General features: G+C 45.6%; 27 protein-coding genes. 2 read left to right on the top strand and 25 right to left on the bottom strand.

Features of this window, described 5'->3' with window-relative positions; genetic code table 11:
• Positions 1-13 precede the first annotated feature (13 nt).
• From OCV47_RS06950 to proS, 4 genes are all read right to left on the bottom strand, one after another.
• The gene (locus tag OCV47_RS06950; RefSeq protein WP_262654477.1) at positions 14-985 is read right to left on the bottom strand and encodes an ABC transporter permease; all 972 of its coding nucleotides are present in this window, start codon (positions 983-985) and stop codon (positions 14-16) included.
• A 31-nt stretch (positions 986-1,016) separates the two neighbouring features.
• On the bottom strand, positions 1,017-2,501 hold the full coding sequence (locus OCV47_RS06945; RefSeq protein ID WP_262654476.1) for a sugar ABC transporter ATP-binding protein: 1,485 nt from the start codon (positions 2,499-2,501) through the stop codon (positions 1,017-1,019).
• A 144-nt stretch (positions 2,502-2,645) separates the two neighbouring features.
• Entirely contained in the window at positions 2,646-3,524 is an 879-nt protein-coding gene (locus OCV47_RS06940) for a sugar ABC transporter substrate-binding protein (RefSeq protein WP_262654497.1), read from the bottom strand.
• A gap of 305 nt (positions 3,525-3,829) precedes the next feature.
• Positions 3,830-5,269, bottom strand: a complete 1,440-nt coding sequence (gene proS / locus OCV47_RS06935; protein ID WP_256297665.1) for a proline--tRNA ligase — start codon at positions 5,267-5,269, stop codon at positions 3,830-3,832.
• A 201-nt stretch (positions 5,270-5,470) separates the two neighbouring features.
• Between proS and OCV47_RS06930 the strand changes: the two genes are divergently transcribed.
• The gene (locus OCV47_RS06930) at positions 5,471-5,962 is read left to right on the top strand and encodes a ribonuclease FAU-1 family protein (protein WP_262654475.1); all 492 of its coding nucleotides are present in this window, start codon (positions 5,471-5,473) and stop codon (positions 5,960-5,962) included.
• Between the two features lie 41 nt (positions 5,963-6,003).
• Here the strand turns inward: OCV47_RS06930 and OCV47_RS06925 are convergent, their stop codons facing one another.
• The 7 genes from OCV47_RS06925 to OCV47_RS06895 form a co-directional block, all read right to left on the bottom strand.
• Entirely contained in the window at positions 6,004-6,489 is a 486-nt protein-coding gene (locus tag OCV47_RS06925) for a deoxycytidylate deaminase (RefSeq protein WP_262654474.1), read from the bottom strand.
• 19 nt (positions 6,490-6,508) lie between these two features.
• Positions 6,509-6,940, bottom strand: a complete 432-nt coding sequence (rpiB, locus tag OCV47_RS06920) for a ribose 5-phosphate isomerase B (RefSeq protein ID WP_117449211.1) — start codon at positions 6,938-6,940, stop codon at positions 6,509-6,511.
• Positions 6,921-7,406 carry an arsenate reductase/protein-tyrosine-phosphatase family protein gene (locus tag OCV47_RS06915; protein WP_117449212.1) on the bottom strand — a complete coding sequence of 162 codons (486 nt, stop codon included), beginning with the start codon at positions 7,404-7,406 and terminating at the stop codon, positions 6,921-6,923. Before OCV47_RS06915 ends, rpiB begins: the two co-directional genes overlap by 20 nt.
• Before the next feature lie 16 nt (positions 7,407-7,422).
• Positions 7,423-8,469, bottom strand: coding sequence for an L-threonylcarbamoyladenylate synthase (locus OCV47_RS06910; protein WP_262654473.1), 1,047 nt, complete (start codon positions 8,467-8,469; stop codon positions 7,423-7,425).
• Between the two features lie 77 nt (positions 8,470-8,546).
• A complete protein-coding gene (locus OCV47_RS06905; protein WP_262654472.1) occupies positions 8,547-9,257 on the bottom strand; it encodes an N-acetylmuramoyl-L-alanine amidase in 711 nt (236 codons plus the stop codon).
• A gap of 67 nt (positions 9,258-9,324) precedes the next feature.
• Positions 9,325-11,025: a glycosyl hydrolase family 18 protein gene (locus tag OCV47_RS06900; RefSeq protein ID WP_262654471.1), complete on the bottom strand. Its 1,701-nt coding sequence runs from the start codon at positions 11,023-11,025 to the stop codon at positions 9,325-9,327.
• A gap of 136 nt (positions 11,026-11,161) precedes the next feature.
• A complete protein-coding gene (locus OCV47_RS06895; RefSeq protein ID WP_262654470.1) occupies positions 11,162-11,443 on the bottom strand; it encodes a hypothetical protein in 282 nt (93 codons plus the stop codon).
• Positions 11,444-11,900: 457 nt separating this feature from the next.
• Here OCV47_RS06895 and OCV47_RS06890 point away from each other — a divergent pair, with 457 nt between their 5' ends.
• Positions 11,901-12,665 carry an adaptor protein MecA gene (locus OCV47_RS06890; RefSeq protein ID WP_262654469.1) on the top strand — a complete coding sequence of 255 codons (765 nt, stop codon included), beginning with the start codon at positions 11,901-11,903 and terminating at the stop codon, positions 12,663-12,665.
• 57 nt (positions 12,666-12,722) lie between these two features.
• Here the strand turns inward: OCV47_RS06890 and OCV47_RS06885 are convergent, their stop codons facing one another.
• From OCV47_RS06885 to OCV47_RS06820, 14 genes are all read right to left on the bottom strand, one after another.
• Complete coding sequence (locus OCV47_RS06885) at positions 12,723-12,932, bottom strand: DUF1858 domain-containing protein (RefSeq protein WP_117449218.1); 210 nt, start codon at positions 12,930-12,932, stop codon at positions 12,723-12,725.
• A 142-nt stretch (positions 12,933-13,074) separates the two neighbouring features.
• A complete protein-coding gene (locus OCV47_RS06880) occupies positions 13,075-13,944 on the bottom strand; it encodes a patatin-like phospholipase family protein (RefSeq protein WP_262654468.1) in 870 nt (289 codons plus the stop codon).
• A 2-nt stretch (positions 13,945-13,946) separates the two neighbouring features.
• Positions 13,947-14,399, bottom strand: a complete 453-nt coding sequence (locus tag OCV47_RS06875; protein WP_117449249.1) for a MarR family winged helix-turn-helix transcriptional regulator — start codon at positions 14,397-14,399, stop codon at positions 13,947-13,949.
• 142 nt (positions 14,400-14,541) lie between these two features.
• On the bottom strand, positions 14,542-15,612 hold the full coding sequence (locus OCV47_RS06870) for an NAD(P)H-dependent flavin oxidoreductase (RefSeq protein ID WP_262654467.1): 1,071 nt from the start codon (positions 15,610-15,612) through the stop codon (positions 14,542-14,544).
• 11 nt (positions 15,613-15,623) lie between these two features.
• Entirely contained in the window at positions 15,624-17,342 is a 1,719-nt protein-coding gene (locus OCV47_RS06865; RefSeq protein WP_262654466.1) for an acetyl-CoA carboxylase carboxyltransferase subunit alpha, read from the bottom strand.
• A complete protein-coding gene (locus OCV47_RS06860) occupies positions 17,339-18,676 on the bottom strand; it encodes an acetyl-CoA carboxylase biotin carboxylase subunit (protein ID WP_117449222.1) in 1,338 nt (445 codons plus the stop codon). The genes OCV47_RS06865 and OCV47_RS06860 overlap by 4 nt, the downstream gene beginning before the upstream one ends.
• Before the next feature lie 16 nt (positions 18,677-18,692).
• Positions 18,693-19,121 carry a 3-hydroxyacyl-ACP dehydratase FabZ gene (gene fabZ, locus OCV47_RS06855; RefSeq protein WP_117449223.1) on the bottom strand — a complete coding sequence of 143 codons (429 nt, stop codon included), beginning with the start codon at positions 19,119-19,121 and terminating at the stop codon, positions 18,693-18,695.
• Positions 19,122-19,138: 17 nt separating this feature from the next.
• Positions 19,139-19,567: an acetyl-CoA carboxylase biotin carboxyl carrier protein gene (gene accB, locus OCV47_RS06850; RefSeq protein ID WP_262654465.1), complete on the bottom strand. Its 429-nt coding sequence runs from the start codon at positions 19,565-19,567 to the stop codon at positions 19,139-19,141.
• A gap of 21 nt (positions 19,568-19,588) precedes the next feature.
• Positions 19,589-20,827 (bottom strand): beta-ketoacyl-ACP synthase II, encoded by a 1,239-nt coding sequence (gene fabF / locus OCV47_RS06845; RefSeq protein ID WP_262654464.1) that lies wholly within the window; start codon positions 20,825-20,827, stop codon positions 19,589-19,591.
• Between the two features lie 2 nt (positions 20,828-20,829).
• Positions 20,830-21,567 (bottom strand): 3-oxoacyl-[acyl-carrier-protein] reductase, encoded by a 738-nt coding sequence (fabG, locus tag OCV47_RS06840; RefSeq protein WP_117449226.1) that lies wholly within the window; start codon positions 21,565-21,567, stop codon positions 20,830-20,832.
• Positions 21,549-22,469 carry an ACP S-malonyltransferase gene (gene fabD, locus OCV47_RS06835; RefSeq protein ID WP_262654463.1) on the bottom strand — a complete coding sequence of 307 codons (921 nt, stop codon included), beginning with the start codon at positions 22,467-22,469 and terminating at the stop codon, positions 21,549-21,551. The genes fabG and fabD overlap by 19 nt, the downstream gene beginning before the upstream one ends.
• Positions 22,462-23,400: an enoyl-[acyl-carrier-protein] reductase FabK gene (fabK, locus tag OCV47_RS06830; protein ID WP_262654462.1), complete on the bottom strand. Its 939-nt coding sequence runs from the start codon at positions 23,398-23,400 to the stop codon at positions 22,462-22,464. Before fabK ends, fabD begins: the two co-directional genes overlap by 8 nt.
• A 19-nt stretch (positions 23,401-23,419) precedes the next feature.
• Positions 23,420-23,644, bottom strand: a complete 225-nt coding sequence (gene acpP, locus OCV47_RS06825; protein WP_262654461.1) for an acyl carrier protein — start codon at positions 23,642-23,644, stop codon at positions 23,420-23,422.
• A gap of 30 nt (positions 23,645-23,674) precedes the next feature.
• Positions 23,675-24,640 (bottom strand): beta-ketoacyl-ACP synthase III, encoded by a 966-nt coding sequence (locus OCV47_RS06820; protein ID WP_262654460.1) that lies wholly within the window; start codon positions 24,638-24,640, stop codon positions 23,675-23,677.
• Positions 24,641-24,803 lie beyond the last annotated feature (163 nt).

The following is a 24,803-nucleotide window of genomic DNA, read 5'->3' as shown; positions in this document are numbered from 1 at the left end:
TAAAAAAGGAATTTTATCTTCCTGCTTTTTTATTTCTTACCCAGTCTACGTATACTGCCAGCAGAATTACAAGACCTTTTACAATGTACTGCCAGTTGGAGTCTACACCCATCAGGTTCAGACCATTGTTCAGAATACCGATGATCAGGACACCGATCAGAGTTCCACCCAGTGTACCGGAACCACCACTCATGGATGTACCACCTACGACTACGGCTGCGATGGCATCCATTTCAGCGCCATCACCGGCCGTCGGCTGTCCGGAATACAGACGGGATGCAATGATGACACCTGCGATACCAGCCATGATTCCTGTGTATGTATACACGATGAATTTTACTTTTTCTACGTTGATACCTGAGAATTTTGCTGCCTGTGCATTACCACCTACTGCGTAGATGTGACGGCCAAGCTGTGTTCTGTTTACCATAAATACTGCGAAGATGAAGACAATAATCATCAGGACTGCAGGTACAGGGAACGGTCCGATATAGCCTGCTCCCGGCCATTTGAACATATCTTCCATACAACGAATCGGTGCACCACCTGTGATAACCAGGGCAATACCTTTGGCAATGTTCATGGAAGCCAGTGTTACGATGAACGGCGGGATATCTGTCTTGCAGATGACCAAACCATTAAATACACCAACCAGTGCACCAACCAGAACCGCCAGAATAAATCCAACGATGATTGGCAGATGGAAATATACGACAGCACCTGCTGCCACACATCCGGAAAGTGCGATTACAGAACCAACTGAAAGTTCGATTCCACCAAGAATAATAACCATGGTCATACCGGTTGCCAGGAACATATTGGATGCATTTTGACGAAGAATATTGAATAAGTTCTTCGGGGTCATGAATGTGGTTCTTGTTGTCGGGTAAACTACCATAAATACGCACATTGCAATCAATGCAATGATAATACCGATATTGTCTTTAAAATATTTGACGATTCCATTTTTTACTCTGGATGCCATAATTCTCCTCCTTAAAATACGATACGATTTTTTATTTTGCTGCAAGCTGCATGATTGCTTCCTGCTCTGCTTCCTCGTGATTCAGACATCCGGTAACGCGTCCTTCGTTCATAACATAGACACGGTCACTCATGTTGATAATCTCCGGAAGTTCAGAAGAAATCATGATAATGGACATACCTTCCTTTACCAGATCATTCATAATAGAATAGATCTCAGCTTTTGCACCAACGTCCACACCACGGGTCGGCTCGTCCAGAATCAGTATCTCCGGACTCGTAGCCAGCCAGCGGCCAATCATAACCTTCTGCTGGTTACCACCGGACAGATTACCGATGACCTGCTCCTGGCTCGGTGTCTTGGTTGCCATCATATCAATATATTTCTGAGTAATTTCTGTTTCTTTTTTGCTGTTTACATGAAGATGACTGATGAACTGTCCCAGCACCTCAATAGTGGAATTGAACCGTACACTCTGTACCTTATAAAGTCCCTCTTCCTTACGGCTTTCCGGAACCAGTGCAATTCCATACTTTAACGCATCTACCGGAGACTTGATCTTCACTTTTTTGCCTTTCACATAAACATCGCCGGTCATATGCTCTGCCAGTCCAAAAATGGCTTTCATCGTTTCGCTTCGTCCTGCCCCAACCAGTCCGGCAAAACCAATGATCTCTCCTTTATGGAGTTCAAAGCTGGCATCCTGTGCCATCTTTCCATCGGATATATGTTCACATTTCAGGATCACCTCTCCCGGCTCCAGGAAGTCTCTTGTATAATAATTTGTCAACTCACGTCCTACCATCAGGGCAATCAGAGCATCTTTATTAGTCTCTTTTACCACTCTGGTACCTACTGTCTGACCATCTCGCATGACAGTGACGCGGTCACAGATTTCTTCCAGTTCACTCATCTTATGTGAGATATAGATAATACCTACCCCTTTCTTCGTCAGGGTACGCATAGTCTCAAATAAGAAACCGACTTCTTTATCAGATATGGATGATGTCGGCTCATCCATAACCAGAATCTTGGAATTAAATGAGATTGCTTTTACGATCTCTACCATCTGCTGCTGGGCGATCGTCAGCTTCTCTACCAGTGTGTCTGCATTGATATTCATCTCATAAGCATCCAGAAGCTCCTGAGCATCCCTGGACATCTTCACACGATCTACATTCATCTTCGTGCCCGGTTCCCGTCCAAGGAAAATATTTTCTGCAACAGTCATATATGGCACCAGAACCAGTTCCTGATGCACAATGGAAACACCCGCCTGGCGGGCAGCTACTACATCGTTGATCTCTGCCTTCTGACCATCGATAAAGATCTCTCCCTCTTCTGCATGATAAATACCACCTAATACCTTGATCAATGTAGATTTACCCGCACCATTTTCTCCAAGAAGTGCATGTACTTCTCCTGCTTTCAGCTGAAGGTTTACGTTCTGCAGAGCCTTAACTCCAGGGAAGGATTTGCTAATGCCCTTCATTTCCAGTAAGTATTTTTCACTCACCAATCGCCACCACCTGTCTTTTTTCATACTTTCCATGACACAGAAAACACATCTCTTCTGTGTCATGGAAAAGGCTCTGCCCGCTTAAGGAGCAAAGCCCTTTTTCACTTCGTTATCAGATTTTATAACATCATGCCGGCCGGCTTACTGCCATCCGTCTGTACCATAATCGTCTACGTTGTCAGCTGTTACAAGGAATGTCTCGATCGGAATGTATTCTTCTACTTCTTCACCATCTAACCATTTGTAAGCTGTCTCAGCGATTGTCTTACCAATTGTGATTGGGGACTGTGCTCCGGTACCTTCCAGCATCGTATCTTTCAGAAGAGCTTTTACGTCAGGAGATCCGTCAACACCATAAATCAGTGGAGTAACGCCTGCTGCATCAGCTGCGGCATATGCGCCAAGAGCTGTCGGGTCATTTCCGCCGAAGATAGCAACTACATCTGGGTTAGCTGTCAGAAGGTCAGTAGCTTTTTCGTTAGCTACCTGCTGGTTACCCTGAGCATCCTGCTGTCCAACTACGTTGAATTCTACGCCAGATTCTTTGATTGCATCCAGGAATCCGTTTGTTCTGTCTGTTACAGACTGCATGGTAGGGGAATCCAGAACCAGGATATCTCCACCATCTGGAACCTTCTTAGCCAGGTCTTCACCACAAACATAACCAGCGTTGTAGTTATCAGATCCTGCATAGGATACCAGGTAGCTCATATCACCAACTTCTGTATCGAAACCAAACATTGGGATGTCAGCATCTTTTAACATATCCAGTCCAGGAATGATACCGTCAGCATCTACAGGGTTCACGAACATCATTTCAATTCCTCTGGAGATCAGATCTTCGATCTGGTCAACCTGTTTGTTGGAATCATTGGCCGGATCCATTGCTACCAGTTCATCACCGTTCTCTTCTACTACTTCCTGAATCGCACCCTGAAGAGCTACGAAGAATGGGTTTGTACCATCCATACATGTGTAACCAACCAGTTTACCTTCTGCACTGGCGCTCATAGCCATCATACTTCCCAGAGCTGCTGTACACATTAACGCTGTTACCACTTTTCTTTTCATTTTTCAATTACCTCCCAAGTAATTATTTGTTATCTATAATATAAATTTTTTGCATATTTTTTGCACCTGCACATTGTAACATTTTTCATATGACATTTGTCATTTTCTACATCGAAACAATCAAAAAGCACACAATGAATGCCTGCATCTTTGGCATTATTGTGTGCTTTTCATCATTTTTCACATATTGTTGATTTGTCTTTTAGTTAATATGATATTTTATTTTCTGTCATATTGCCTTTCTGTAGTCCAGCTTAGTATGCCTTGCCCCAGTATACCATAGCCTTGGCAGGCTTCTTACAGTAAATGCACTCACAGGTAATCTCTTCCTGTTTAAATGGAATACAGCGGGATGTCACACCAGCTTCTTCTTTTAATGCATCCTCACATGCCTGATCTCCACACCACATAGCTTTGATAAATCCCGGCTTATTTTCAGCAATATCCTTGAACTCTTCCAGTGTCTTAGCTGTATAAGTATGGGATTCTCTGTGTGCTCTTGCTCTCTCCAGCATGTCCTTCTGCATAGTTTCCAGAACTTCTGCCACCTTGCTGTTCAGTTCTTCCAGAGATACTGCAATCTTTTCTCTGGTATCACGACGAACGATCACAGCCTGTCCTGCTTCGATATCCTTTGGTCCCAGCTCGATACGTACCGGAATACCACGCATCTCACTCTCAGAGAACTTCCATCCCGGACTCTTGTCAGAATCATCCATTCTCGCACGAATACCGGATTTTACCAATGCTTCCTTCACTTCAGCAGCCTTATCCAGAACGCCTTCTTTCTTCTGCTGGATCGGAATCACCATAGCCTGGACCGGTGCAATGTGCGGCGGCAGAACCAGTCCGCTGTTATCGCCATGTACCATGATGATGGCACCGATCATACGGGTAGTCATACCCCAGGATGTCTGGTGTACATATTTTAAAGTATTGTCTTTATCTGTATACTGAATATCAAATGCTTTTGCGAATCCATCACCAAAGTTATGGCTGGTACCGGACTGCAGTGCCTTACCATCATGCATCAGAGATTCGATCGTATAAGTTGCTTCTGCACCTGCGAATTTTTCTTTGTCGGTCTTGCGTCCCTTTATAACCGGAATCGCCAGTACTTCTTCACAGAAATCAGCATATACATTCAGCATCTGAATGGTACGTGCCTCGGCCTCTTCTGCTGTCGCATGAGCTGTATGTCCTTCCTGCCACAGGAACTCTCTGGAACGAAGAAATGGTCTGGTAGTCTTCTCCCATCTCATAACAGAGCACCACTGGTTATATACCTTCGGAAGATCACGGTAAGAGTGGATATCATTTGCATAAAAATCGCAGAATAAGGTCTCAGATGTTGGACGTACACACATTCTTTCCTGAAGTGGTTCCAGTCCTCCATGGGTAACCCACGCTACTTCTGGTGCAAATCCTTCTACATGATCCTTTTCCTTCTGAAGCAGACTCTCAGGGATCAGCATTGGCAGATATACATTCTCTACCCCTGTCTCTTTGAATCGTCTGTCCAGTTCATGTTGAATATTTTCCCAGATTGCATAACCAGCCGGCTTGATAACCATACATCCCTTTACACTTGTATAATCAGTCAGCTCAGCTTTTTTTACAACGTCTGTATACCATTGTGCAAAATCCTCTTCCATAGAAGTAATGGATTCCACAAGTTTCTTTTCCTTTGCCATTGCTTGTCTCCTCATTTTATCATTCTCAATCACAATTCCAATGTGTCCATTCATGGGGCTCTTTTCCTGTCTGCCCGGACACTGTACTCCCATTTTATTGCAAACACCGGATTTCGTCAAGAATCTCCTATATTTTTCTGGCATTTCCCACTGTAGTGTGCTAAATTAAAAAGAAAAGCGCTGTCGCGGAAAGGGGTTTTTATGAACTCTCCTGTTCTTTATCGAAAACGTCTGATTCCTGCTGAATGTGTTCTTCTGGATAAAGATAAAGTCATCCGATGTACGGATGACTATCTGATTACTTCCTGGGACACCATACGCCCCAAAAAAGATCTGAAACGTGGCATCTCTGCTTTCTTCTGGAAGCAGGGTGTGAAAGTCAGCAAGTTCTATGATCATCAGGATCATCTGATCTGCTGGTACTGTGACATCATCACCCATGAATATCATCCGGAAACCAATACCTATATCACCATCGACCTGCTGGCCGATGTTCTGGTCTATCCAAACGGACAGGTAAAGGTGGTAGATCTGGATGAACTGGCAGATGCTGTGGAACAGCACCTGATCTCACAGGAGCTTCTGCTTACTGCACTGCGGCAGCTGAATACACTATTGTCTCATATCTATAGTGGGAAATTTTCTGAATACCAGGAATATATCGACGAGGTGACCAGTGGGGACGGAGTTTAATGGCTCTAAAGAGCCATTAAACTCCGTCCCCATCGGCTTTCTCACACATTCAACGTGATTTTTCTTTCCGATCTCTGATACGGGATCATCTCTACTCCTGCCGACTTCAGCATCCGTTTGGATGCCAGCACATTGGTCTGATCCGCATATTTATCTGAATCATAGACCAACTTCTTGATACCAGCCTGAATAATCGCTTTGGCACATTCATTACAAGGGAACAACGTCACATACAGTGTTGCTCCTTCCAGGCAGCCTCCCCGGTAATTCAGAATGGCATTCAGTTCGGAATGGGTGGTGTACAGATATTTGCTGTCCAGTCCTTCTGCATCTCTGCTCCATGGATATTCATCATCGGAGCATCCCATCGGGAATCCATTATACCCCATTGACAGAATCTTGTTATCCTGGCTGACAATACAGGCCCCTACCTGCGTATTCGGATCCTTAGACCTCATACTGGCCAGAATCGCCACTCCCATAAAATATTCATCCCATGTAATATAATCTTTACGCTTATCTGACATACTGTTCACCCTGTTGATTTTATTCCTGTTCAATCAGGTCAATTCTTCTCTTATGACGTTCTGCATTGGAGAATGGAGTATCCAGAAATGTATCTACGATCTTCAGAGCCAGTCCAGGGCCTACCACTCTTCCACCCAGTGCGAGAATATTGGCATCATTATGCTGTCTGGTTGCTTCTGCTGTAAAACAGTCTGTACACAGTGCAGCGCGAATCCCTTTTACTTTGTTGGCCGCAATCGAAATACCAATGCCGGTTCCACAGATCAGTATTCCTCTGTCACATTCACCAGACTTAATCGCTGTTGTCACTTTTCTTGCATAGATCGGATAATCAACTGCTTCCTCACTGTCACATCCAAAGTCTTTATATTCCAGTCCTCTTTCTTCCAGATGCTTTAAAATCTCTTTCTTTAATACGTAACCGCCGTGATCACATGCTACTGCTATCATGTTCTTCGTCCTCCTGTAATAATACATTTGTTAATTTTGAAATTATAATTTCCAGTACATCAAAGCAATGCCCATATTCTTCCAGTGCTTTTCCATGAGGATCATAGATGTCTTCCTCATCCTCCATCTTGCTGTATTCTGATATGGTATACAGGTTACGCACCTGTTCTCCATATTCTTCCTGTATCTTTTCTTTCTGTGTCTTCTCCATGGTCAGAATCAGCGTACGCTCATCAAAGTCATCTGCGGAAAACTGTACAGCTTCATGTTCCTCCAGTTCTAGATTGTGCTGCACCAGAACATCTCTTGCTTTTGGATTCACCGGCTCCGGAAACAGCACAATCATTCCTTTCGAATCTACCAGAATATCTTCCAGCAATAACTTATGCTGCAGGATGGCCTCTGCCATCGGTCCTCTGCAGGTATCACTGTGACTTACAAACAATACTTTATCATACTTCTTCATCTATCTTTCCTTTATACTATACCCGAATAATCTGATGACCGGCAGCCTTCACCATACGGTTCATAATCGCCTGTCCCAGATTTGGTGTCTCAAAAGCCTCTGAGAAAATACAGCTCACCTGCTGTTCATCAAACTCTCGCAAGACCGCGTAAAGATGTCTGGATATGCTCAGTTCATCACTGCGGCTTCCCATGGACTTTACCGCACCGCCACAGTAGCGGTGTCTGGTCTCATCCGATGCGATCACGCCCGGGCAGTTTCCCTTCTTTAATTCTTCGCAGATACGATCGTTAATATAAGAAATAACGTTTTCTTCTTCTCCTTCTACAATCACCATATCTGCCTTTGGTGCATAGTGCTTATAACGCATGCCTGGTGCCTTTGGGCGCTGCTTGCAGTCTGCAGACAACAGTGTCGGGTCAATCTCCACCTGACCGACCACTTCCTCCAGCATAGCCTTGTTAATGTATCCCGGTCTCAGGATCGTCGGTACTCCGGTACTTAAATCTACAATGGTGGATTCTACTCCGATGCCAACGCTTCCGCCATCCAGAATCATCTCTATCTTTCCATCCATGTCATCTGCTACATGCTGTGCCGTAGTCGGACTTGGTCTGCCGGATGTATTGGCGCTTGGTGCTGCGATGTAACCGCCTCCGGCTTCTATCATCTTCAGTGCTACCGGATGATTCGGCATGCGCACAGCTACTGTATCCAGCCCGCCGGTAGTTCCATATGGCACAATCTCTTTCTTCTGAAAAATCATGGTCAGGGGACCCGGCCAGAACTTATCTGCCAGCTTCACAGCTTCCTCCGGTACCGTCTGTACAATCTTATACAAATCCTCCATTCTGGCTATATGTACAATCAGGGGATTGTCAGAAGGTCTTCCCTTTGCTGCATAAATCTTAAATGCAGCCTGTTCATCCAGGGCATTCGCTCCAAGGCCATATACAGTCTCTGTCGGAAATGCCACCAGGCCACCTTCTTTCAGAATCTTTCCTGCCTGCGCCATCTCTTTTTCATCTATCTGATTCGTCATATCTGCTATGATCGTCTGCATGAATATTCGCTTCCTTTTTCTATCAATTACTTTTAAGTATACCATTTACAGAAAGGTAACGCAATAGAGGTTTTTCTTCAGGCAGTATGTAAAAACTTTTGTACCCCTTCACAAATTGCCTGTGCTATTTTTTCCTGATACACTTCCTTCATCAGCTTTTCTGCTTCTTCTGTATTACTTAAGAAACCACATTCCACGATCACAGTGGGAATCTCCGTTTTTCTTAACAGATAATAAGTGTCATTGGCTTTGCCCGCCCTGGGTCTGGCAATCTCCAGATTCTGATTGAGCGTTTCCTGCAGAATCTCCGCCAGATTTCGTCCTTTTACAGAGGTTTCATAATAAAATACCTGTGGTCCACAGATTGATTCCTGTGTATAACTATTCTGATGAATGCTGACTGCCAGATCTGCTTCTGATTCATTTATCAGACTGCATCGCCGCTTCATATCCTGTTGCTTTTTATTCTCTTCTCCATCATCATATAGTCCCTGATCCGTCTCTCTGGTCATAAGAGTTGAAATCCCTGCCTGTTCCAACTTTCGCTGCACTTTCCTGGCTATTTCCAGATTAATATCCTTTTCCAGTGCTCCATTGATGCCGACTTTTCCAGAATCAAATCCACCGTGTCCGGCATCCACCACTACTTTTCGAACTTTTGCTTCCTGTGAAACCGCTGCTGTGGTCTGATGACGCATCTGGCGCATCTGCGCTCCCAGCCTTCCTACATAAAATGCCCCTGCCAGTATCAGCACTGCCATCATCAGTTCCAATCGTCTTTTTCCCATAAAAAATCCCACTGCATCATTTTTTACTAATGTATGCAGTGGGAAAGATTTTTAGCAACTTCCAGTTCTAACTTATATATTTGGCAATCAGATCCCATACAGAATCATCTTCCAGACCCAGCTTCCATTCCGCAACACCGCCCAGGTCATAGTTCTTGATCAGTTCCAGCTTCCTGGTCAGCGACTCTGTATCTTCCAGCCAGATCTGATATAATTCTCCACTCTCGCCATTAAACTGTGCATAGTTCTGTCCGGTTGTCTCATCCCAGGAGGCTTCCACCTGATTATTCTCCAGTGTCTGCTGTGCCTGATTCATACCCATAGCTTCACTTGTCACCGTTGTTGTTCCATCCTCATTGGTTGTGGTGCACCATAATCTGGTATAGAACGGGATACCACTGACCACCTTCTCCGCTGCCACTTCCTGAAGTGTATTCTGTATACCCTCTTCCTCAAAGGACAGGCTGGCCACGGTTCCTGCTTCCTCGGAACCGGCATAATGCTCATCATATCCCATAATCATCAAATAATCACACACCTCACCAAGAGCTTTTCGATTATAATGAGCTGTAAAATCCATCGGCACAGGTACATCTACTGATAATACGATTCCGTTCTTACGGCACATCACGGACAGTTCCCGCATGAACTGGATGTATCCATCTGCAGCATCTTCTGAGATATTTTCAAAATCCACATTAATTCCATCAAAACTATACTCTATTGCTGCTGCGATCAGTTGATTTTCGATCTTATTTCTGGCTGATGTACTGTTCATCACTGCTGTAAAATCAATATTCTCACTGAAATTATCTACCAGTGGCCATACTTCCATATGATTACTGTGTGCCGTATCTACATAATCTGCCAGAGCCAGTGAATCCAGTGTACCATCATTAGACGCAATACTGAACCAGGTTGGTGAAATCGTATTCACTTTTTTTACATTGGCAATATCATAAATAATATTGTAATTAGCATCCATGCTGGTAGTCTGATGCCATACCAGATTAATCTTGTAGTCCTTCTGGATATTCGTATATTCCGGTGCCACAAAATCACTGATGCGTGTCTCGGTTCGTTCTTTTACCAGACGATCATTCTTTATGTAGCCGATGTATCCATCCTGTGTCAGGATCTTGGTCCAGTCTTCCATCGGTTCCAGAATGCGTACTACTTCATTCTTCTCCACTTCCCTGAGAATTGGGCTCTTGATTCCGCCCAGGTTTCGCACTTTTCCAGCCTTACGGATACTGGCCACCGTCATATCTCCCCATTCATTGTTGATTACAATGCGGTCAGGATCATGGAACGTCTCATAGGAAATATCTGTGTACTGCTTTACAAAGTCCAATGCGATGTAGGTCTCTGTGCCGTCAATCAGCACAATGTTGTAGTTCAGGCTCTGTGTCTTTCCATCTGCTGTATAACTGTTGCTGCCTGCCGGTATCTGTACGACATCCGTCGGCATGGTATATAGCATCGTATTGTTCTCCGAATCCCAGTAGAAGTAATCATTCAAAACCTCTTTGACTGCCTGATAATCCACATAGGCTACTTCATTGAGGATCTTTCCTTTATAAGGAAGTATCTCACTTCCTGCTACAATAGCCGCTTCTCCCTCATGATCCAGTCCAAAATATTCCTGGCTGCTCATAACTTCAGAAGACGGGGTATATTTTTTTATCACTCTGGTAAGGAAACCGATTCCTGCTACAATCACAATCAAAAGAACTATTGCCAGAACCGGTGCCGCCTTTTTCTTCATGCTGATACTCCTCCATATTTCAATACCTCTTCTGGACAAAAGTATAGCATACTTTGCAGCATACATCTAACAGTTTTCGACTTTTTCAGAAAAACTTTATATAAACTTAAGTTTTCTGTTCAGGGAATTCCGCTGTTTATCTTCTTTCTTTTACGTTATCCTTTCTGATCCGGTCGAATCCAATTCCGCATACCTTCTGATTTCCGTCCAGACGATAATCTCTCATATAGTCTGACTCTTCTCTGACGTAATTTGCAATGCCATAGCTGGTGCTGGGTTCTCCGTTCAGCCATAAAGAAAGTCCGGCATTCTGGTAACCTTCCAGTTCTTTATACAGGCTGCTTTCCTTCACCTTCTCCCTGCGTCGTTCAAACATCTCTTTTGTATAATACGGTCTTCTGTATTCGATGTTTCCCACTTCTTTCTGTCTCTTTTTCGAACCGATCCACCGGAGATGCTGCCTGTGATATATTTCAGAATATCAGAATACTGTATAATAACCCCTGAAAATTTCCTCTTAGAAACGGCATGGAAAAAGATTCTTTTACTAAGAGAAGACGTATATTGCGCTATTCAGTTGTAATGTTGTTATCAATAATTGAATTCATGCGAAGACAATCGCATGTAAGAAATAGTGTGCAGAAGAATCTGCTGACGTTAAAAAAGCTCCTCCTTCCCTCCGTGTTTATAATATGTGTCTTCTCTTATTATTGATTATATAGCACACATCTCTGTTTTGCAAGTGTTTTTATAATAATTTTATAGTGCTCTGCCAGTATTCCACTTTACATTTTTACGCAAAGTAGGATATACTGTAAACAGAAAGGTTGCTGTTATCAGTGACCTTTCCAGATATCAGGCAAGGAAGTGATTTCATGAAAATTGAAAGACTGAATGAAAATCAGATACGCTGTACACTGACCAGAGAAGATCTGGCTGACCGCAAGCTGAAGCTCAGCGAACTGGCCTATGGTACAGAAAAAGCGAAATCCCTTTTCCGGGAGATGATGCAGCAGGCCGCTTATGAATGCGGGTTTGAAGCTAACGATATCCCTCTTATGATAGAGGCGATTCCAATATCTGCCGATTCCATTATCCTGATTATTACCAAAGTAGAGGATCCTGAGGAACTGGATACCCGCTTTGCCAAATTTTCACAGAGTAATGCATCGGACGACAACAGTGATATCCTGGGTGCACTTTCTGCTATGAAACCAGAAGGTGCTGATGATATTCTGAATCTGTTTCAGAAAATTCGAGATGCTCACAAGGCATTGACCTCCAGACCCGAAGCTGATGATACGCAGACAGAGGGATCGGATACAAAGGAAGAGGATCTCTACGTAGAGTTAAAGAAGATCTATGGTTTCCATCAGCTGGATGATGTGATCCGTGCAGCACATATTCTCCAGGGCAGTTATACTGGTATGAACTCTCTTTATAAGGATACATCCGATGGAACTTACCATCTGGTTCTGAATAAATCTTCCCATTCCCCGGAAGAATTTAACCGTATCTGCAATATGATCTCCGAATATGGCACCAGCTTAAAGTATTCTGCCGGAACAGAAAACTATCTGGTGGAACATGGTGAGGTAATTGTACTGGAGAATGCTCTCCAGAAGCTGGCAGCGATCTGATAACAGAACAAAAAGGATTGACGTATAAATCGTCAATCCTTTTTTCTTATCATTCTCTTATTTGTCAACGCTTTCCAGATATGCATTCAGTCTTGCTACTACAAGATCTACAGGAAGACCGTGTACCATAGATGCCTCTTCCAGAGATTCTGCCTGAGAAGATGGGCATCCTACACAATGCATTCCACTTGCCATTAATACACCTGCCATATTTGGATCTAACTGAAGGATTTCGCCAATCAGCATATCTTTATTCACTTTTGCCATTTTTATTACCTCCTGGTATTCTGTATTCTACTTCTGTGTTCTGCCATAATATTACTTAGACGAAACACTCTCGCCCTCGATTATAAAGCCTATTTTCTCTTACGTCAAGGGGATCCCATACCGGACAGACACAGTTCTTGCCTTAGCTGGGATCTGTTACTCTTACCGTTCTGATAAACGTCCTCATCTTCTCCAGATTGGCCAGTCCGTCTTTTCGTCCCAGCTGATATACTTCTTCCAGTTTTTCCGGATCGTTTTCTGTTCTGGATATGGTGATTGGTTCACTGGGCCGAATGACCAGGACCTTTCCGCATTTTTCCTGTTCCTCCACCTGCAGGAGTTCCTGATTATATATCACATGGCGCTGCTTCATGGCTCTGGCCACTTCCGGATACTTGTGCAGTACCGTTTTAAAAAGAGGAATCATCTTATTTTTCTTTTTCCGATAGGTCTTATCTCTGGTCAAAATCACGATATTTCGCTCATATCCGATGCTGCGAAACCATTCAATCGGAATGGAATCTGCAATTCCCCCATCCAGAAGCCGGTAACCATCCACCTCGACAATGTTGGACAAAAGAGGCATGGAAGCCGATGCCCGGAACCATTCCAGATCTTTGTCTTTTCCGTTGGTACATTTATGATAAACAGCTTTTCCTGTAGTCACATCGGTTCCAACTACATAGAACTCCACCGGATTCTTTTTAAATGTCTCTGTATCAAAAGGATCCAGCTTTTCCGGGATCTCATGATAGCAAAACTCTGTGCCAAAATAGTCTCCTGTTTTCAGCAGAGAATGAAATCCTGCATATCGGGGATCCCGGCCATATTTCTTATTATAACGGATGGTTCTGCCGATCTGCTTTGATTTGTAATTACAGCCAAATACTGCTCCGGCAGAGACTCCTACAGCTCCGTCCACCCAGATGTTATTCTCCATCATGACATCCAGCACACCTGCTGTATACATGCCACGCATGGCACCGCCTTCCAGTATCAAACCTGTCTTCATAGTTACTTACTTCCTTTTCCATATCCTTTAAAGAAATCTGACAGTGCATCCAGTGTCTTCACCAGTACCGGGACTTCTTCATCCGTCAGCTTTTCCATTACAGCACTGGTCATCTGACGATGATAATCCGCATGATGCTCATAGGCAGCTACCCCTTTTTCCGTCAGTTTTACAAAAACCACTCTCCGGTCTTCCTCGCTGCGATGGCGTTCCACATAATTCTTCTTCACCAGATGGTTGATCGCAGTGGTAAGAGATCCAACAGTTATATTCAGCTTGCGGGCTACTGAGGACATATTGCTGCCATCCCCCAGACCGATCGCTTCGATGACATGCATATCGTTGTTGGTGATATCCTTGAATTCATCGGTGATGATCGCCTTTTCCTCCAGCACCCACACCTCATTAATCAGATTCACCAGTATATAATTGATCTTTTCTGCTGCGTTATCCATTCTCTCTCCCATGCGTACTACCATATCTTTCTGAAATTCCTGTTTGCAATCATTATATCCTCTTTTTCTGTTTTTAGGCAACTGTTTTTCTAAACATTTCAAACTCCATCTCAAAACGGTCAAAGAATGCAGACAACTCTCCTCATTCTTCCCCCAGCAGTTCCCTTACGACTTCTTCCACCGTTTGTATTTTCTGTGCCTCCCACGCTTCTGCCCCGCAGAACAGCAGTGCCTCATCCACTTCACCTTTTGCCGCATGGATCAGGGCATCTGTGATGCAGTATGGGATCTCTGCCGGCTTGCAGTGTTTCAGACATCCATGACATTTTTCCGGCCGGATCTGTTCTCCGTTCTGTATCTTTTTCAAAAAAGGATTTAAAATAGCCCGACCAGGCATCCCCACCGGACTTTTTGTGATGACGATGTCTTTTTCTTGCGCCTGAAGGTAGGTTCTCTTATATCGAATATCTGCATCGCATTCTTCTGTCGTAACGAATCTGGTTGCCACCTGAATGGCATCCACACCAAGATGGAAGGCATGATCTGCCTGTTCCCTGCTGCCGATTCCGCCAGCCAGTGCTACCGGAATATATTTTTGTGCCTTTTCGGCAAATTCCTTTACCGTATCCAGGATCCGTTTCACTTCTTCATCAAAGTTTTTCTTTTTTTCCTGCATATATTCTATCAGCTGCTCCGCAGAAAATCCCAGATGACCGCCAGCCAGTGGTCCTTCTATCACCAACAGATCCGGCAGCCGATGATATTTTCTGTCCCAGTACTTTAAAATCAGACGGGCAGATCGTTCCGATGAGACAATTGGAGCCAGTGCTGTCTTTGCGTTTTCTGTAAGAGCCGGCAAATCCATGGGCAGTCCCGCACCGGACACAATCAGATCTGCACCAGCCTGTACTGCTTCTCTGACATAACGCTCATAGTGACGCATGGCAACCATAATGTTAAATCCAATCACACCTTTCGGTGCAGTCTGTCTGGCTTTTTCATACTCCTGATGCATGGCACGCACATTGGCTTCTTCTGTATTTTCATCAAAATCCGGTTCGCGAAACCCGATCTGTGCCGCAGAGATCATCCCAACGCCACCACATTTTGCCACGGCTCCGGCTAAGTTTCCCAGGCTGATGCCAATTCCCATGCCACCCTGTAGAATGGATTTTTGCGCAATTCGCTCTCCAATCTTTAACTGTCTGTCCATATTCCTCTCCTCTACATTTTCCGGAATCTCTGATAGCGATGCTCCGTCAGTTCTTCTTCCAACATGTTTCCATATTGATTCAGGAATCGTTTTATCTCCTCTTCCATTGGACCGGTCACAAGATACAGATTTTCCCTGCTAAAGCCTTCTGGCTCGGAAATCACGTTATCCACAATTCCCTGTTCTTTTAAACAATCCGATGTGAGTTTCATTACTTTTGCCGCTTCTTTTGCTTTTGTACTGTCTTTCCACAGAATGCTGGCAAAGCCTTCCGGTGACAAAATGGAATAGATGGCGTTTTCCAGCATCCACACTTCATCAGAGGTTGCCAGAGCCAGCGCTCCGCCGCTGCCGCCTTCTCCAATAATTACGGTCAGGATCGGGACCTTCAGAGCCGACATCTCATAAATATTCCGTGCAATGGCTTCCCCCTGTCCACGTTCCTCTGCCTCAATTCCGCAAAAAGCTCCCGGTGTATCCACAAAACAGATCACCGGTCTGTGAAACTTTTCTGCCTGTTTCATCAGGCGCAGCGCTTTACGGTAGCCATCCGGCTTCGGCATTGCAAAATTGCGCTGTATATTTTCTCTGGTACTTCTGCCTTTTTCCTGTGCAATGACCGTTACAGCTCTGTCTCCAAAGGAAGCAATTCCACCAATGATGGCAGAATCATCCCCATACAGACGATCCCCGTGAAATTCCTGAAAATTCGTAAATAATGCCTGGATATAGTCGCTTCCAACCGGGCGGTCTTTCTTTCTGGAAAGCAGCACCCGGTCCCAGGCCTCCTTCTTCTGTACTGATACATGAGATCTCTCAGTTCGATCTTCCGATGATTTCAATTCTGCCGCTTCCTGGCTTTGTTCTTCCCAGGCTGCTTTGCCATGCATCTGCAGCAGATTTCCCAGTACTTTTTGCATCCGTGACCGCTCTACAATTGCATCCAGGAATCCATGCTCCAGCAGAAATTCTGCTCTCTGGAATCCCTTTGGCAGCTTCTGTCGGATAGTCTGTTCAATGACACGTGGTCCTGCAAATCCAATCAGTGCGCCTGGCTCTGCCAGAATAATATCCCCCAGCATGGCAAAACTGGCCGTCACTCCTCCTGTGGTTGGATCCGTCAGCACACTGATATAAAGCAGTCCCGCATCACTGTGACGCTTCAACGCTGCGGAGGTCTTTGCCATCTGCATCAGCGAGGTAATCCCCTCCTGCATTCTGGCTCCTCCTGAACAACAGAACAGAATCACCGGAAGCTGCTCTTCCGTAGCCCGTTCCACAGCACAGGCAATTTTTTCTCCAACATTTTCTCCCATACTGGCCATCAAAAAACGGCCATCGCATACTCCAATGACCGTTTCTGTTCCATGAATGCTTCCCTTTCCGGTCACAACCGCTTCATCCAGCCCGGTTCTGGCTTTCATGGCAGCCAGTTTCTCCGGGTATCCACGATACTCCATCGGATTCTGCTCCGGCATAGTCTCATTCCATTCCTGAAAGCTGCCTTCATCCAGAATCATGTCCAGGCGCCGGTATGCAGGCACATGAAAATAGCCTCCACATTTGGGACAGATATAGTATCCCTGTTCTGCGTCTTCTGCTATGATCGCTTTCCCACACTGATTGCATTTTCGCATCAGCCCTTCCGGCACTTCCGGGCCGGCCTGTCTGTGTGCGATTCGTTTCATGGAAGTGCCGCGGTTTTTCTTAAACATATTATCCAGTTTCATAATGATATCCTTCTGATAAAGTCTGTGTCTGTAGTTCCATTTACAAAATCCGGATGAGTGACGATTCCATACTGATAATCTACATTCGTATCAATTCCTTCGATAATCACTTCGCCAAGTGCGCTGCGCAGCTTATCTATGGCTTCTTTCCGATTGTGTGCCCATACAATCAGCTTGGCAATCATGGAATCGTAATATGGCGTGATGGTATAGCCGCTGTAAATGGCTGTATCGATCCGTACCCCTTTTCCACCTGGAAGATACATATCCTGAATCGTTCCCGGTGACGGTCGGAAGTTCTTTTCCGGGTTTTCCGCATTAATACGGCATTCAATGGCATGACCGGTAATGTGAATATCCTTCTGGGTAAACTGAAGCGGCTCTCCTGCCGCAATACGGATCTGCGCTTTGATCAGATCAATGCCTGTCACACATTCCGTTACCGGATGTTCTACCTGAATACGAGTATTCATTTCCATAAAATAAAAACTGCCATTTGGTTCCAGAAGAAACTCAATCGTTCCGGCATTGGTATAACCTGCCGCCATGGCTGCTTTCACAGCAGCATCTCCCATCTTTGCCCGTAAATCTTCTGACAGAGCCGGAGAAGGTGATTCTTCAATCAGCTTCTGGTGATTCCTCTGGATCGAACAGTCACGCTCTCCCAGATGCACTACATTACCATACCTGTCCGCAAGAATCTGAAATTCAATATGCCGCGGATGCAGCACCAGATGTTCCAGATACATGGTGTTGTCATGAAAAGCATTTTCTGTCTCTTTTTGTGCCATCTGAAATGCAGCTTCGAACTCTTCCGGTGTATAGACTTCCCTCATGCCTTTTCCGCCACCCCCAAGGGCTGCCTTAATCATGATCGGGTATCCGATCTCCTCTGCCAGACGTTTTCCTTCTTCTGCTGTATACACGGCTTCCTGGCTTCCAGGAATCACTGGTACTCCTGCTGCAATCATGGTATTTCTGGCTTCCTGTTTATTCCCCAGTCTGGCAATCGTTCCGGAATCCGGTCCAATAAACGTGATGTTGCACTGTTCACAAAGTTCTGCAAACCTGCTGTTTTCAGACAGAAATCCAAATCCTGGGTGAATGGCATCCGCTCCGCTGACGATGGTTGCACTGATGATGCGCTCCATATCCAGATAGCTTTCGGAAGAAGCTGCCGGCCCGATACAGATGGCTTCATCTGCCAGTTTTGTGTGCAGTGCTTCTTTGTCTGCTTCCGAATACACTGCTACCGTTTCAATCCCCATTTCCCGGCATGCACGTATAATGCGAACCGCAATCTCCCCGCGGTTGGCAATGAGTATTTTCTTCATCGCATATTTCCTCTTCTTATCCCACCATAAAGGTCAGTTCTGCACTGACTACTACTTTTCCATCTACGGAAGCCACTGCTTCTCCCACGCCTACCGGTCCTTTGGACTTTATAATCCGGGTCTCCAGGCGCAGTTTATCTCCCGGCACGACTTTTCCACGGAACTTGCACTTTTGAATTCCGCCAAAATATGCCGTCTTTCCTTTGTTTTCTTCCATACTTAAAATAGCCACTGCTCCTGCCTGAGCCAGAGCTTCCACGGTGAGCACTCCAGGCATCACCGGTTCCTGTGGAAAATGTCCGGCAAAAAATTCTTCCCGATAAGATACGCATTTGTATGCAATGGCATACTGTCCCGGTTCATAATCTTCTACATAATCCAGCAGCAAAAATGGATGCCGGTGAGGAATGATCTGCTGGATCTGCTTAATATCTAAATGTTTCATACTCTGTCCTTTTGTTACTATTCTAATCGGAACAATGGCTGACCATATTCTACCGGCTGGCCATTTTCCACGAATATCTCTGTTATAGTTCCGTCATAATCACTTTCGATCTCGTTCATCAGCTTCATAGCCTCTACGATAGCCAGTACCTGGCCTTTTCTGACGGTGTCTCCCACCTGCACGAAAGCCTCTGCATCTTCTGCCGGTGCGGCATAAAATACTCCTACCAGCGGAGAAGTGATTACTTTCTTCGTTTCTGTCACTGGCTGCTTCTGCTCTGTATGATCAGAAGCACTGATCTCTGTCACCTGTTCCTTCTGCTGAATCACAGTTTTTCCCTGCTTCTTTTCCAGTCTGACTGTCATACCGCTTTCTTCATAGGAAAATCCGGTCAAATTCGATGCAGAGACAGTATTGACCAGTCGGATTATCTGTTCAATATCCATGTTCGGCTCCTTTCCGGTCTGTTATCCTCTGTATTTCTTCAAAACTAATGACGCATTGTGTCCGCCAAATCCCAGGGAATTCGTCATGACACAGTTCAGTTCTTTTTCTACTGGTGTCCCTAAGGTATAATTCAGATCGCACTCCGGATCCGTTTCTGTCGTTCCCACCGTCTGATGAATATAACTGTCTTCTATGGATTTCACACAGGTGACAAATTCTACGCCACCGGCTGCTCCCAGAAGGTGACCAATCATGGACTTGGTGGAATTGATATACAGATCTTTTGCTGCATCCCCAAAGGCCAGCTTCACTGCTCTGGTCTCAAACAGATCGTTATGGTGCGTACTGGTTCCATGGGCATTGATATAGTCCACTTCCTCCGGCTTTACTCCTGCCTCTTTCATGGCATATTCCATGGCTTTGGCCGCACCGCTTCCGTCCTCACATGGAGAAGTAATATGGTAAGCATCCCCGGTGGCCCCATAACCTGCCAGTTCTGCATAGATATGTGCATTTCTGGCCAGTGCATGCTCCAGTTCTTCCAGTACCACCACGCCAGCTCCTTCTCCCAGGACGAATCCACTGCGGTCTTTGTCAAATGGAATAGATGCCCTGGCAGGATCTGAGGATGTAGTCAGTGCTGTCAGATTGGTAAATCCGGCAATAGCTGTTGGTGTGATACTGCTCTCTGTTCCCCCTGCCAGCATTACCTCCGCATCTCCATACTGAATGGCCCGAAGTGCATCCCCGATACAGTTGGTACCGGAAGCACAGGCTGTCACCACATTGGTACACTTTCCTTTCAGGCCCAGCTGAATAGATACATTTCCGGCTGCCATATTGGAGATCATCAGTGGCACCATGAGCGGATTCACCCGTCCAGGTCCTTTCGTCAGGATCTTTTCATATTCTTTTTCAATGATGCTTAATGATCCGATTCCTGATCCGATGGTGACCCCCACACGAAATGGATCTTCCTGTTCCATATCAAGTCCGGCATCTTCAAACGCCTCTTTTGACGCTGCTACCGCAAACTGGGAAAAGGTCTCCATTCTGCGGGCCGCTCTTGCATCCATGCGTTCTTTCGCATCAAAGTCCTTCACTTCTGCTGCCAGTTTTACTTTATAATTGGTTGTATCAAATTTTGTAATTGCTCCAATTCCGACTGTTCCTGATTTGATGGAATGCCAGAATGCATCCACCGTATTCCCGATGGGCGTCACAGCACCTAGGCCGGTTACTACGACTCTTCTTTTCATATTTAGATCATCCCTCCGTCTACATGCAGTACCTGTCCGGTGACATAGCGGGCATCCTCGGATGCCAGAAACGCCACAGCCGCAGCTACATCCTCCGGCTTTCCGAACGTCCCCATAGGGATCTGTTTTCTGCTGTTTTCTTTTACTGCATCACTTAGTACTGCTGTCATTTCCGTGTCAATAAATCCCGGTGCAACAGCATTGACTGTGATGCCTCTGGAAGCCAGCTCCTTCGCAGCCGACTTTGTCAGACCGATAACACCCGCCTTAGATGCCGCATAGTTCGCCTGTCCCGCATTTCCTGCCACGCCTACCACAGATGCCATATTGATGATATGCCCCTTTTTCTGCTTTAGCATGTAGCGGGATGCAAAACGGATCATATGAAAGGTTCCCTTTAAATTGGTATCGATGACACGGTCAAAATCTTCTTCTGACATACGCATCAACAGGCCGTCTCTGGTAATTCCTGCATTATTCACCAACACATCAATGTGACCATTTTCTTCTATTACTTTTTCCACAAACCGCAGACAGCTGTCGAATTCTGCCACATTGCATTGATAAATTTCCGCCCGGCCGCCTGTCTGCTCAATCTGATTCTTTACTTCTATAGCTGCCGCTTCTGAGCCATTATAATTGATGATGACTTTGTAACCGTCCCCGGCCAGACGCAGGGCAATCGCTTTTCCGATTCCTCTGGAAGCACCGGTAACTACTGCTATTTTCTGTTCTGACATATCTGCTCCAAATCTTCCCAGCAGGATACATGATGTACCTGCACATTTCTATTTATTTTCTTTAAAAATCCTTCCAGGGTCTTTCCCGGTCCGATTTCCACAAAAGTATCCACACCATTTTTCAACATATATTCCATGCTCTGCATCCAGCGTACCGGCGAATACATCTGTCGCACCAGAAGTTCCGGGATCTCCGATGCATCGGTAATCTCACAGGCATTCACATTTGTCACATACGGAATCTGCAGTTTCTGAAATGTTACCTGCTCCAGTTCCTGTCTCAATGCAGCTCCTGCCGGTTCCAGCATCGGGGAATGAAAAGGCCCACTGACATTCAGCATCAGTGTCCGTCTGGCTCCGGCCTCTTTTAACCGGGCAGCTGCCATCTCTACTGCAACTGTTTTTCCGGTGATCACGATCTGCCCAGGGCAGTTGTAGTTCGCGATGGTAACGTCTGGGATCTCATTCAGAACTTCTTCGATCTTCTTTTCATCCAATGCCAGAATGGCACACATGGCACCTTCCCCAGCCGGTACAGTATTCTGCATCAGCATCCCTCTTTTTCGTACCAGCCGAATGGCATCCAGATTGCTCATGGCACCTGCCACTGCAATGGCTGCATATTCTCCCAGACTCAGACCTGCAGTGATATCCGGCTTTACACCACGGCTCTCCAGTTCCCGGCACATGGCCAGATAAGTCGTCACCAGCGCTGCCTGGGTATATTCTGTCTGATCCAGTCTGGCATTTTCTTCAAAACAGAGAGCTTTCATATCCAGCCCCAGTGCTTCACTGGCTTTCTCAAACAGCTTTGCTGCCTGTGAACTGTTCTCATAAAAGTCTTTTCCCATGCCACATTTCTGAACACCCTGTCCTGGAAAAAGAAATGCTGTCTTACTCATACATTCCCGTTCCTTTCAACAGTGCATCCGTCTCTGTCACCAGCTTCTGAATCAGTTCCTGGCAGGATAACTTCTCTTTCACCAGCCCGGCAATCTGTCCGGACATCACACTGCCATTTTTCACATCGCCTTCCACTACCGCTTTCCGCAGTCCGCCAAGTGCCAGAAGTTCCAGTTCTTCCATACTGGCTCCGGCATTTTCCAGCGCCAGATATTTCTTTGTCATATCATTTCGCAGGGCACGTACCGGATGACCGGTGGTTCTTCCGGTTACTCTGGTATCAATGTCTTTGGCACGAATGATCATGTCTTTATAGTTCTCATGCACCTGCGATTCTGTCGTTACAACAAAATGTGTTCCCATCTGCACACCTCTGGCGCCCAGCATAAAGGCCGCTGCAATGCCTCTGCCATCACCGATTCCTCCGGCTGCAATTACCGGAATCTCCACGGCATCCACCACCTGTGGCACCAGCGTCATGGTAGTGCTTTCGCCCACATGTCCACCAGATTCACAACCTTCTGCAACCACCGCATCGGCGCCTGCCCGCTGCATTCTCTTTGCCATAGCCACAGAAGCCACAACAGGAATCACTTTTACTCCGGCTTCTTTCCACATCTTCATATATTTTTCCGAGCTTCCGGCACCGGTGGTCACCACCTTCACGCCTTCTTCCACAATGACTTTTGCCACATCATCTGCATAAGGACTCATGAGCATAATGTTCACACCAAATGGTTTATCTGTCAGTGCTTTCGCCTTCTGAATCTGTTCTCTGACCCAGTCCGCCGGCGCACTGGCTGCACCGATCAGCCCAAGTCCGCCAGCTTCTGATACAGCTGCCGCCAGATGATGTTCCGCTACCCAGGCCATGCCACCCTGAATGATCGGGTATTCGATTCCAAGTAATTCTGTAATCTCTGTCTTCATATCAAAAAAACCTCTCGTCTTATTGATGCTCCTCTACGTATTTTGCAACGGCTCCAACCGTTGTCAGTGTCCCCAGGTCTTCTGTTGGAATCTCCACTCCAAACTCTTCTTCCAGTGCCATCACCAGCTCAAACAGATCCAGGGAATCTACGCCCAGATCTTCTTTAAAAGAAGCTTCCTCTGTGATGGTGTTGATATCAATATTTAAGTTTTCTGCGATCATTTCTCTGATTTTTTCAAACATGTTTCTAATCTCCTTTTTTCTATTTTGGGGTTACCACTCAAGAACACTGGCTCCCCAGGTCAATCCCGCCCCAAATCCGGCGAGTATGATCTTCTGTCCTTTTTGAAGTTTTTGATCCCGGTTCATTTCGTCCAGCAGAATCGGTATGCTGGCCGATGAGGTATTGCCATATTCCTGCATATTCATCGGGAATTTTTCCAATGGCTGCTGAAGATGCCTGCTGACTGCTTCTACGATCCGGCGGTTGGCCTGATGCAAAATTATCCAGTCAATCTCTTCCAGCCTCAATCCGTTCTTATCCAGCACTTCACGAATCACTCCCGGCACCTGACGCACAGCAAATTTGAATACCGCCTGTCCATCCATCTGCATCTGATATTCTTTCGGATGAGACATCTGCCATTCTTTTGCTCCGTCAAGATAGCTTCTGCATCTGAGTGCCTCTCCTCTGCTTCCATCTGAATGTGCTGCCGGTAGAAAGCCTGTACCTTCTTCAGACCGCAAAACTGCTGCCCCTGCTCCGTCTCCAAACAAAATGCAGGTTCCTCGATCCCTCCAGTTCACCAGATGAGACAGACATTCACTTCCGATGATCAGTGCACTCCGATAGATACCAGTCTGAAGATAGGCCTGTGCATTCTGATAAGCCAGTACAAATCCGGTACATGCTGCACTTAAGTCATAACACACGGCATTCACTGCACCGATCTTTTTCTGTACCTCACAGGCTACGCCGGGAAGTACCACATTGGAAGAAATCGTGGATACAATCACCAGATCAATCTCTTCCGCTGACACCCCTGACTGCTTCAACGCTTTCTGCGCCGCTTCCACAGCAAGAGACACACAAGTCTCCTCCTTTGCGATATGTCTTCGGACAATACCGGTACGTTCACGGATCCATTCATCACTGGTATCCACGATTTGAGACAGATCATCATTATCCAGAACCTTTGTCGGAACCGCAGATCCCGTTCCGCATATTACTGCTTTCATGAAAATCTCCTTCTCGTATATGTGAGTTCATATATTTGGGTCTCATATATTTTTAAATTAAATATATTTGACTTTCAAAGTATATATGCAGATATTTCATTTGTCAAGTATTTTTATTATCAAAATAATATTTTCTTTTAATAGCGTTCTCTGTTCTCGCACT

It is taken from the genome of Muricoprocola aceti, assembly GCF_025567005.1.
Taxonomy (GTDB): domain Bacteria; phylum Bacillota; class Clostridia; order Lachnospirales; family Lachnospiraceae; genus Marvinbryantia; species Marvinbryantia aceti.
The sequence above is the reverse complement of the archived record's forward strand: the minus strand, read 5'-3'. Positions and strand labels throughout refer to the sequence as shown.

Coding starts and splice junctions, on each gene's coding strand:
- OCV47_RS06910 (WP_262654473.1), bottom strand. CDS start 8,469: ATGCAGACGATCATAGCAGATATGACGAATCAGATAGATGAAAAAGAG.
- OCV47_RS06870 (WP_262654467.1), bottom strand. CDS start 15,612: ATGGACAGACAGTTAAAGATTGGAGAGCGAATTGCGCAAAAATCCATT.
- OCV47_RS06930 (WP_262654475.1), top strand. CDS start 5,471: ATGAACTCTCCTGTTCTTTATCGAAAACGTCTGATTCCTGCTGAATGT.
- OCV47_RS06925 (WP_262654474.1), bottom strand. CDS start 6,489: ATGTCAGATAAGCGTAAAGATTATATTACATGGGATGAATATTTTATG.
- OCV47_RS06885 (WP_117449218.1), bottom strand. CDS start 12,932: ATGGCAAAAGTGAATAAAGATATGCTGATTGGCGAAATCCTTCAGTTA.
- OCV47_RS06880 (WP_262654468.1), bottom strand. CDS start 13,944: ATGAAGACAGGTTTGATACTGGAAGGCGGTGCCATGCGTGGCATGTAT.
- proS (WP_256297665.1), bottom strand. CDS start 5,269: ATGGCAAAGGAAAAGAAACTTGTGGAATCCATTACTTCTATGGAAGAG.
- OCV47_RS06900 (WP_262654471.1), bottom strand. CDS start 11,025: ATGAAGAAAAAGGCGGCACCGGTTCTGGCAATAGTTCTTTTGATTGTG.
- OCV47_RS06950 (WP_262654477.1), bottom strand. CDS start 985: ATGGCATCCAGAGTAAAAAATGGAATCGTCAAATATTTTAAAGACAAT.
- acpP (WP_262654461.1), bottom strand. CDS start 23,644: ATGTTTGAAAAAATCAGAGAAATGATCGCAGAAAACTTAAATATTGAT.
- OCV47_RS06905 (WP_262654472.1), bottom strand. CDS start 9,257: ATGGGAAAAAGACGATTGGAACTGATGATGGCAGTGCTGATACTGGCA.
- OCV47_RS06890 (WP_262654469.1), top strand. CDS start 11,901: ATGAAAATTGAAAGACTGAATGAAAATCAGATACGCTGTACACTGACC.
- fabD (WP_262654463.1), bottom strand. CDS start 22,469: ATGAGTAAGACAGCATTTCTTTTTCCAGGACAGGGTGTTCAGAAATGT.
- OCV47_RS06860 (WP_117449222.1), bottom strand. CDS start 18,676: ATGAAGAAAATACTCATTGCCAACCGCGGGGAGATTGCGGTTCGCATT.
- fabZ (WP_117449223.1), bottom strand. CDS start 19,121: ATGAAACATTTAGATATTAAGCAGATCCAGCAGATCATTCCTCACCGG.
- fabF (WP_262654464.1), bottom strand. CDS start 20,827: ATGAAAAGAAGAGTCGTAGTAACCGGCCTAGGTGCTGTGACGCCCATC.
- OCV47_RS06940 (WP_262654497.1), bottom strand. CDS start 3,524: ATGATGGCTATGAGCGCCAGTGCAGAAGGTAAACTGGTTGGTTACACA.
- OCV47_RS06875 (WP_117449249.1), bottom strand. CDS start 14,399: ATGGATAACGCAGCAGAAAAGATCAATTATATACTGGTGAATCTGATT.
- fabK (WP_262654462.1), bottom strand. CDS start 23,400: ATGAAGACAGAGATTACAGAATTACTTGGAATCGAATACCCGATCATT.
- accB (WP_262654465.1), bottom strand. CDS start 19,567: ATGGATATTGAACAGATAATCCGACTGGTCAATACTGTCTCTGCATCG.
- OCV47_RS06915 (WP_117449212.1), bottom strand. CDS start 7,406: ATGAAGAAGTATGATAAAGTATTGTTTGTAAGTCACAGTGATACCTGC.
- rpiB (WP_117449211.1), bottom strand. CDS start 6,940: ATGATAGCAGTAGCATGTGATCACGGCGGTTACGTATTAAAGAAAGAG.
- OCV47_RS06820 (WP_262654460.1), bottom strand. CDS start 24,640: ATGAAAGCAGTAATATGCGGAACGGGATCTGCGGTTCCGACAAAGGTT.
- fabG (WP_117449226.1), bottom strand. CDS start 21,567: ATGTCAGAACAGAAAATAGCAGTAGTTACCGGTGCTTCCAGAGGAATC.
- OCV47_RS06865 (WP_262654466.1), bottom strand. CDS start 17,342: ATGAAACTGGATAATATGTTTAAGAAAAACCGCGGCACTTCCATGAAA.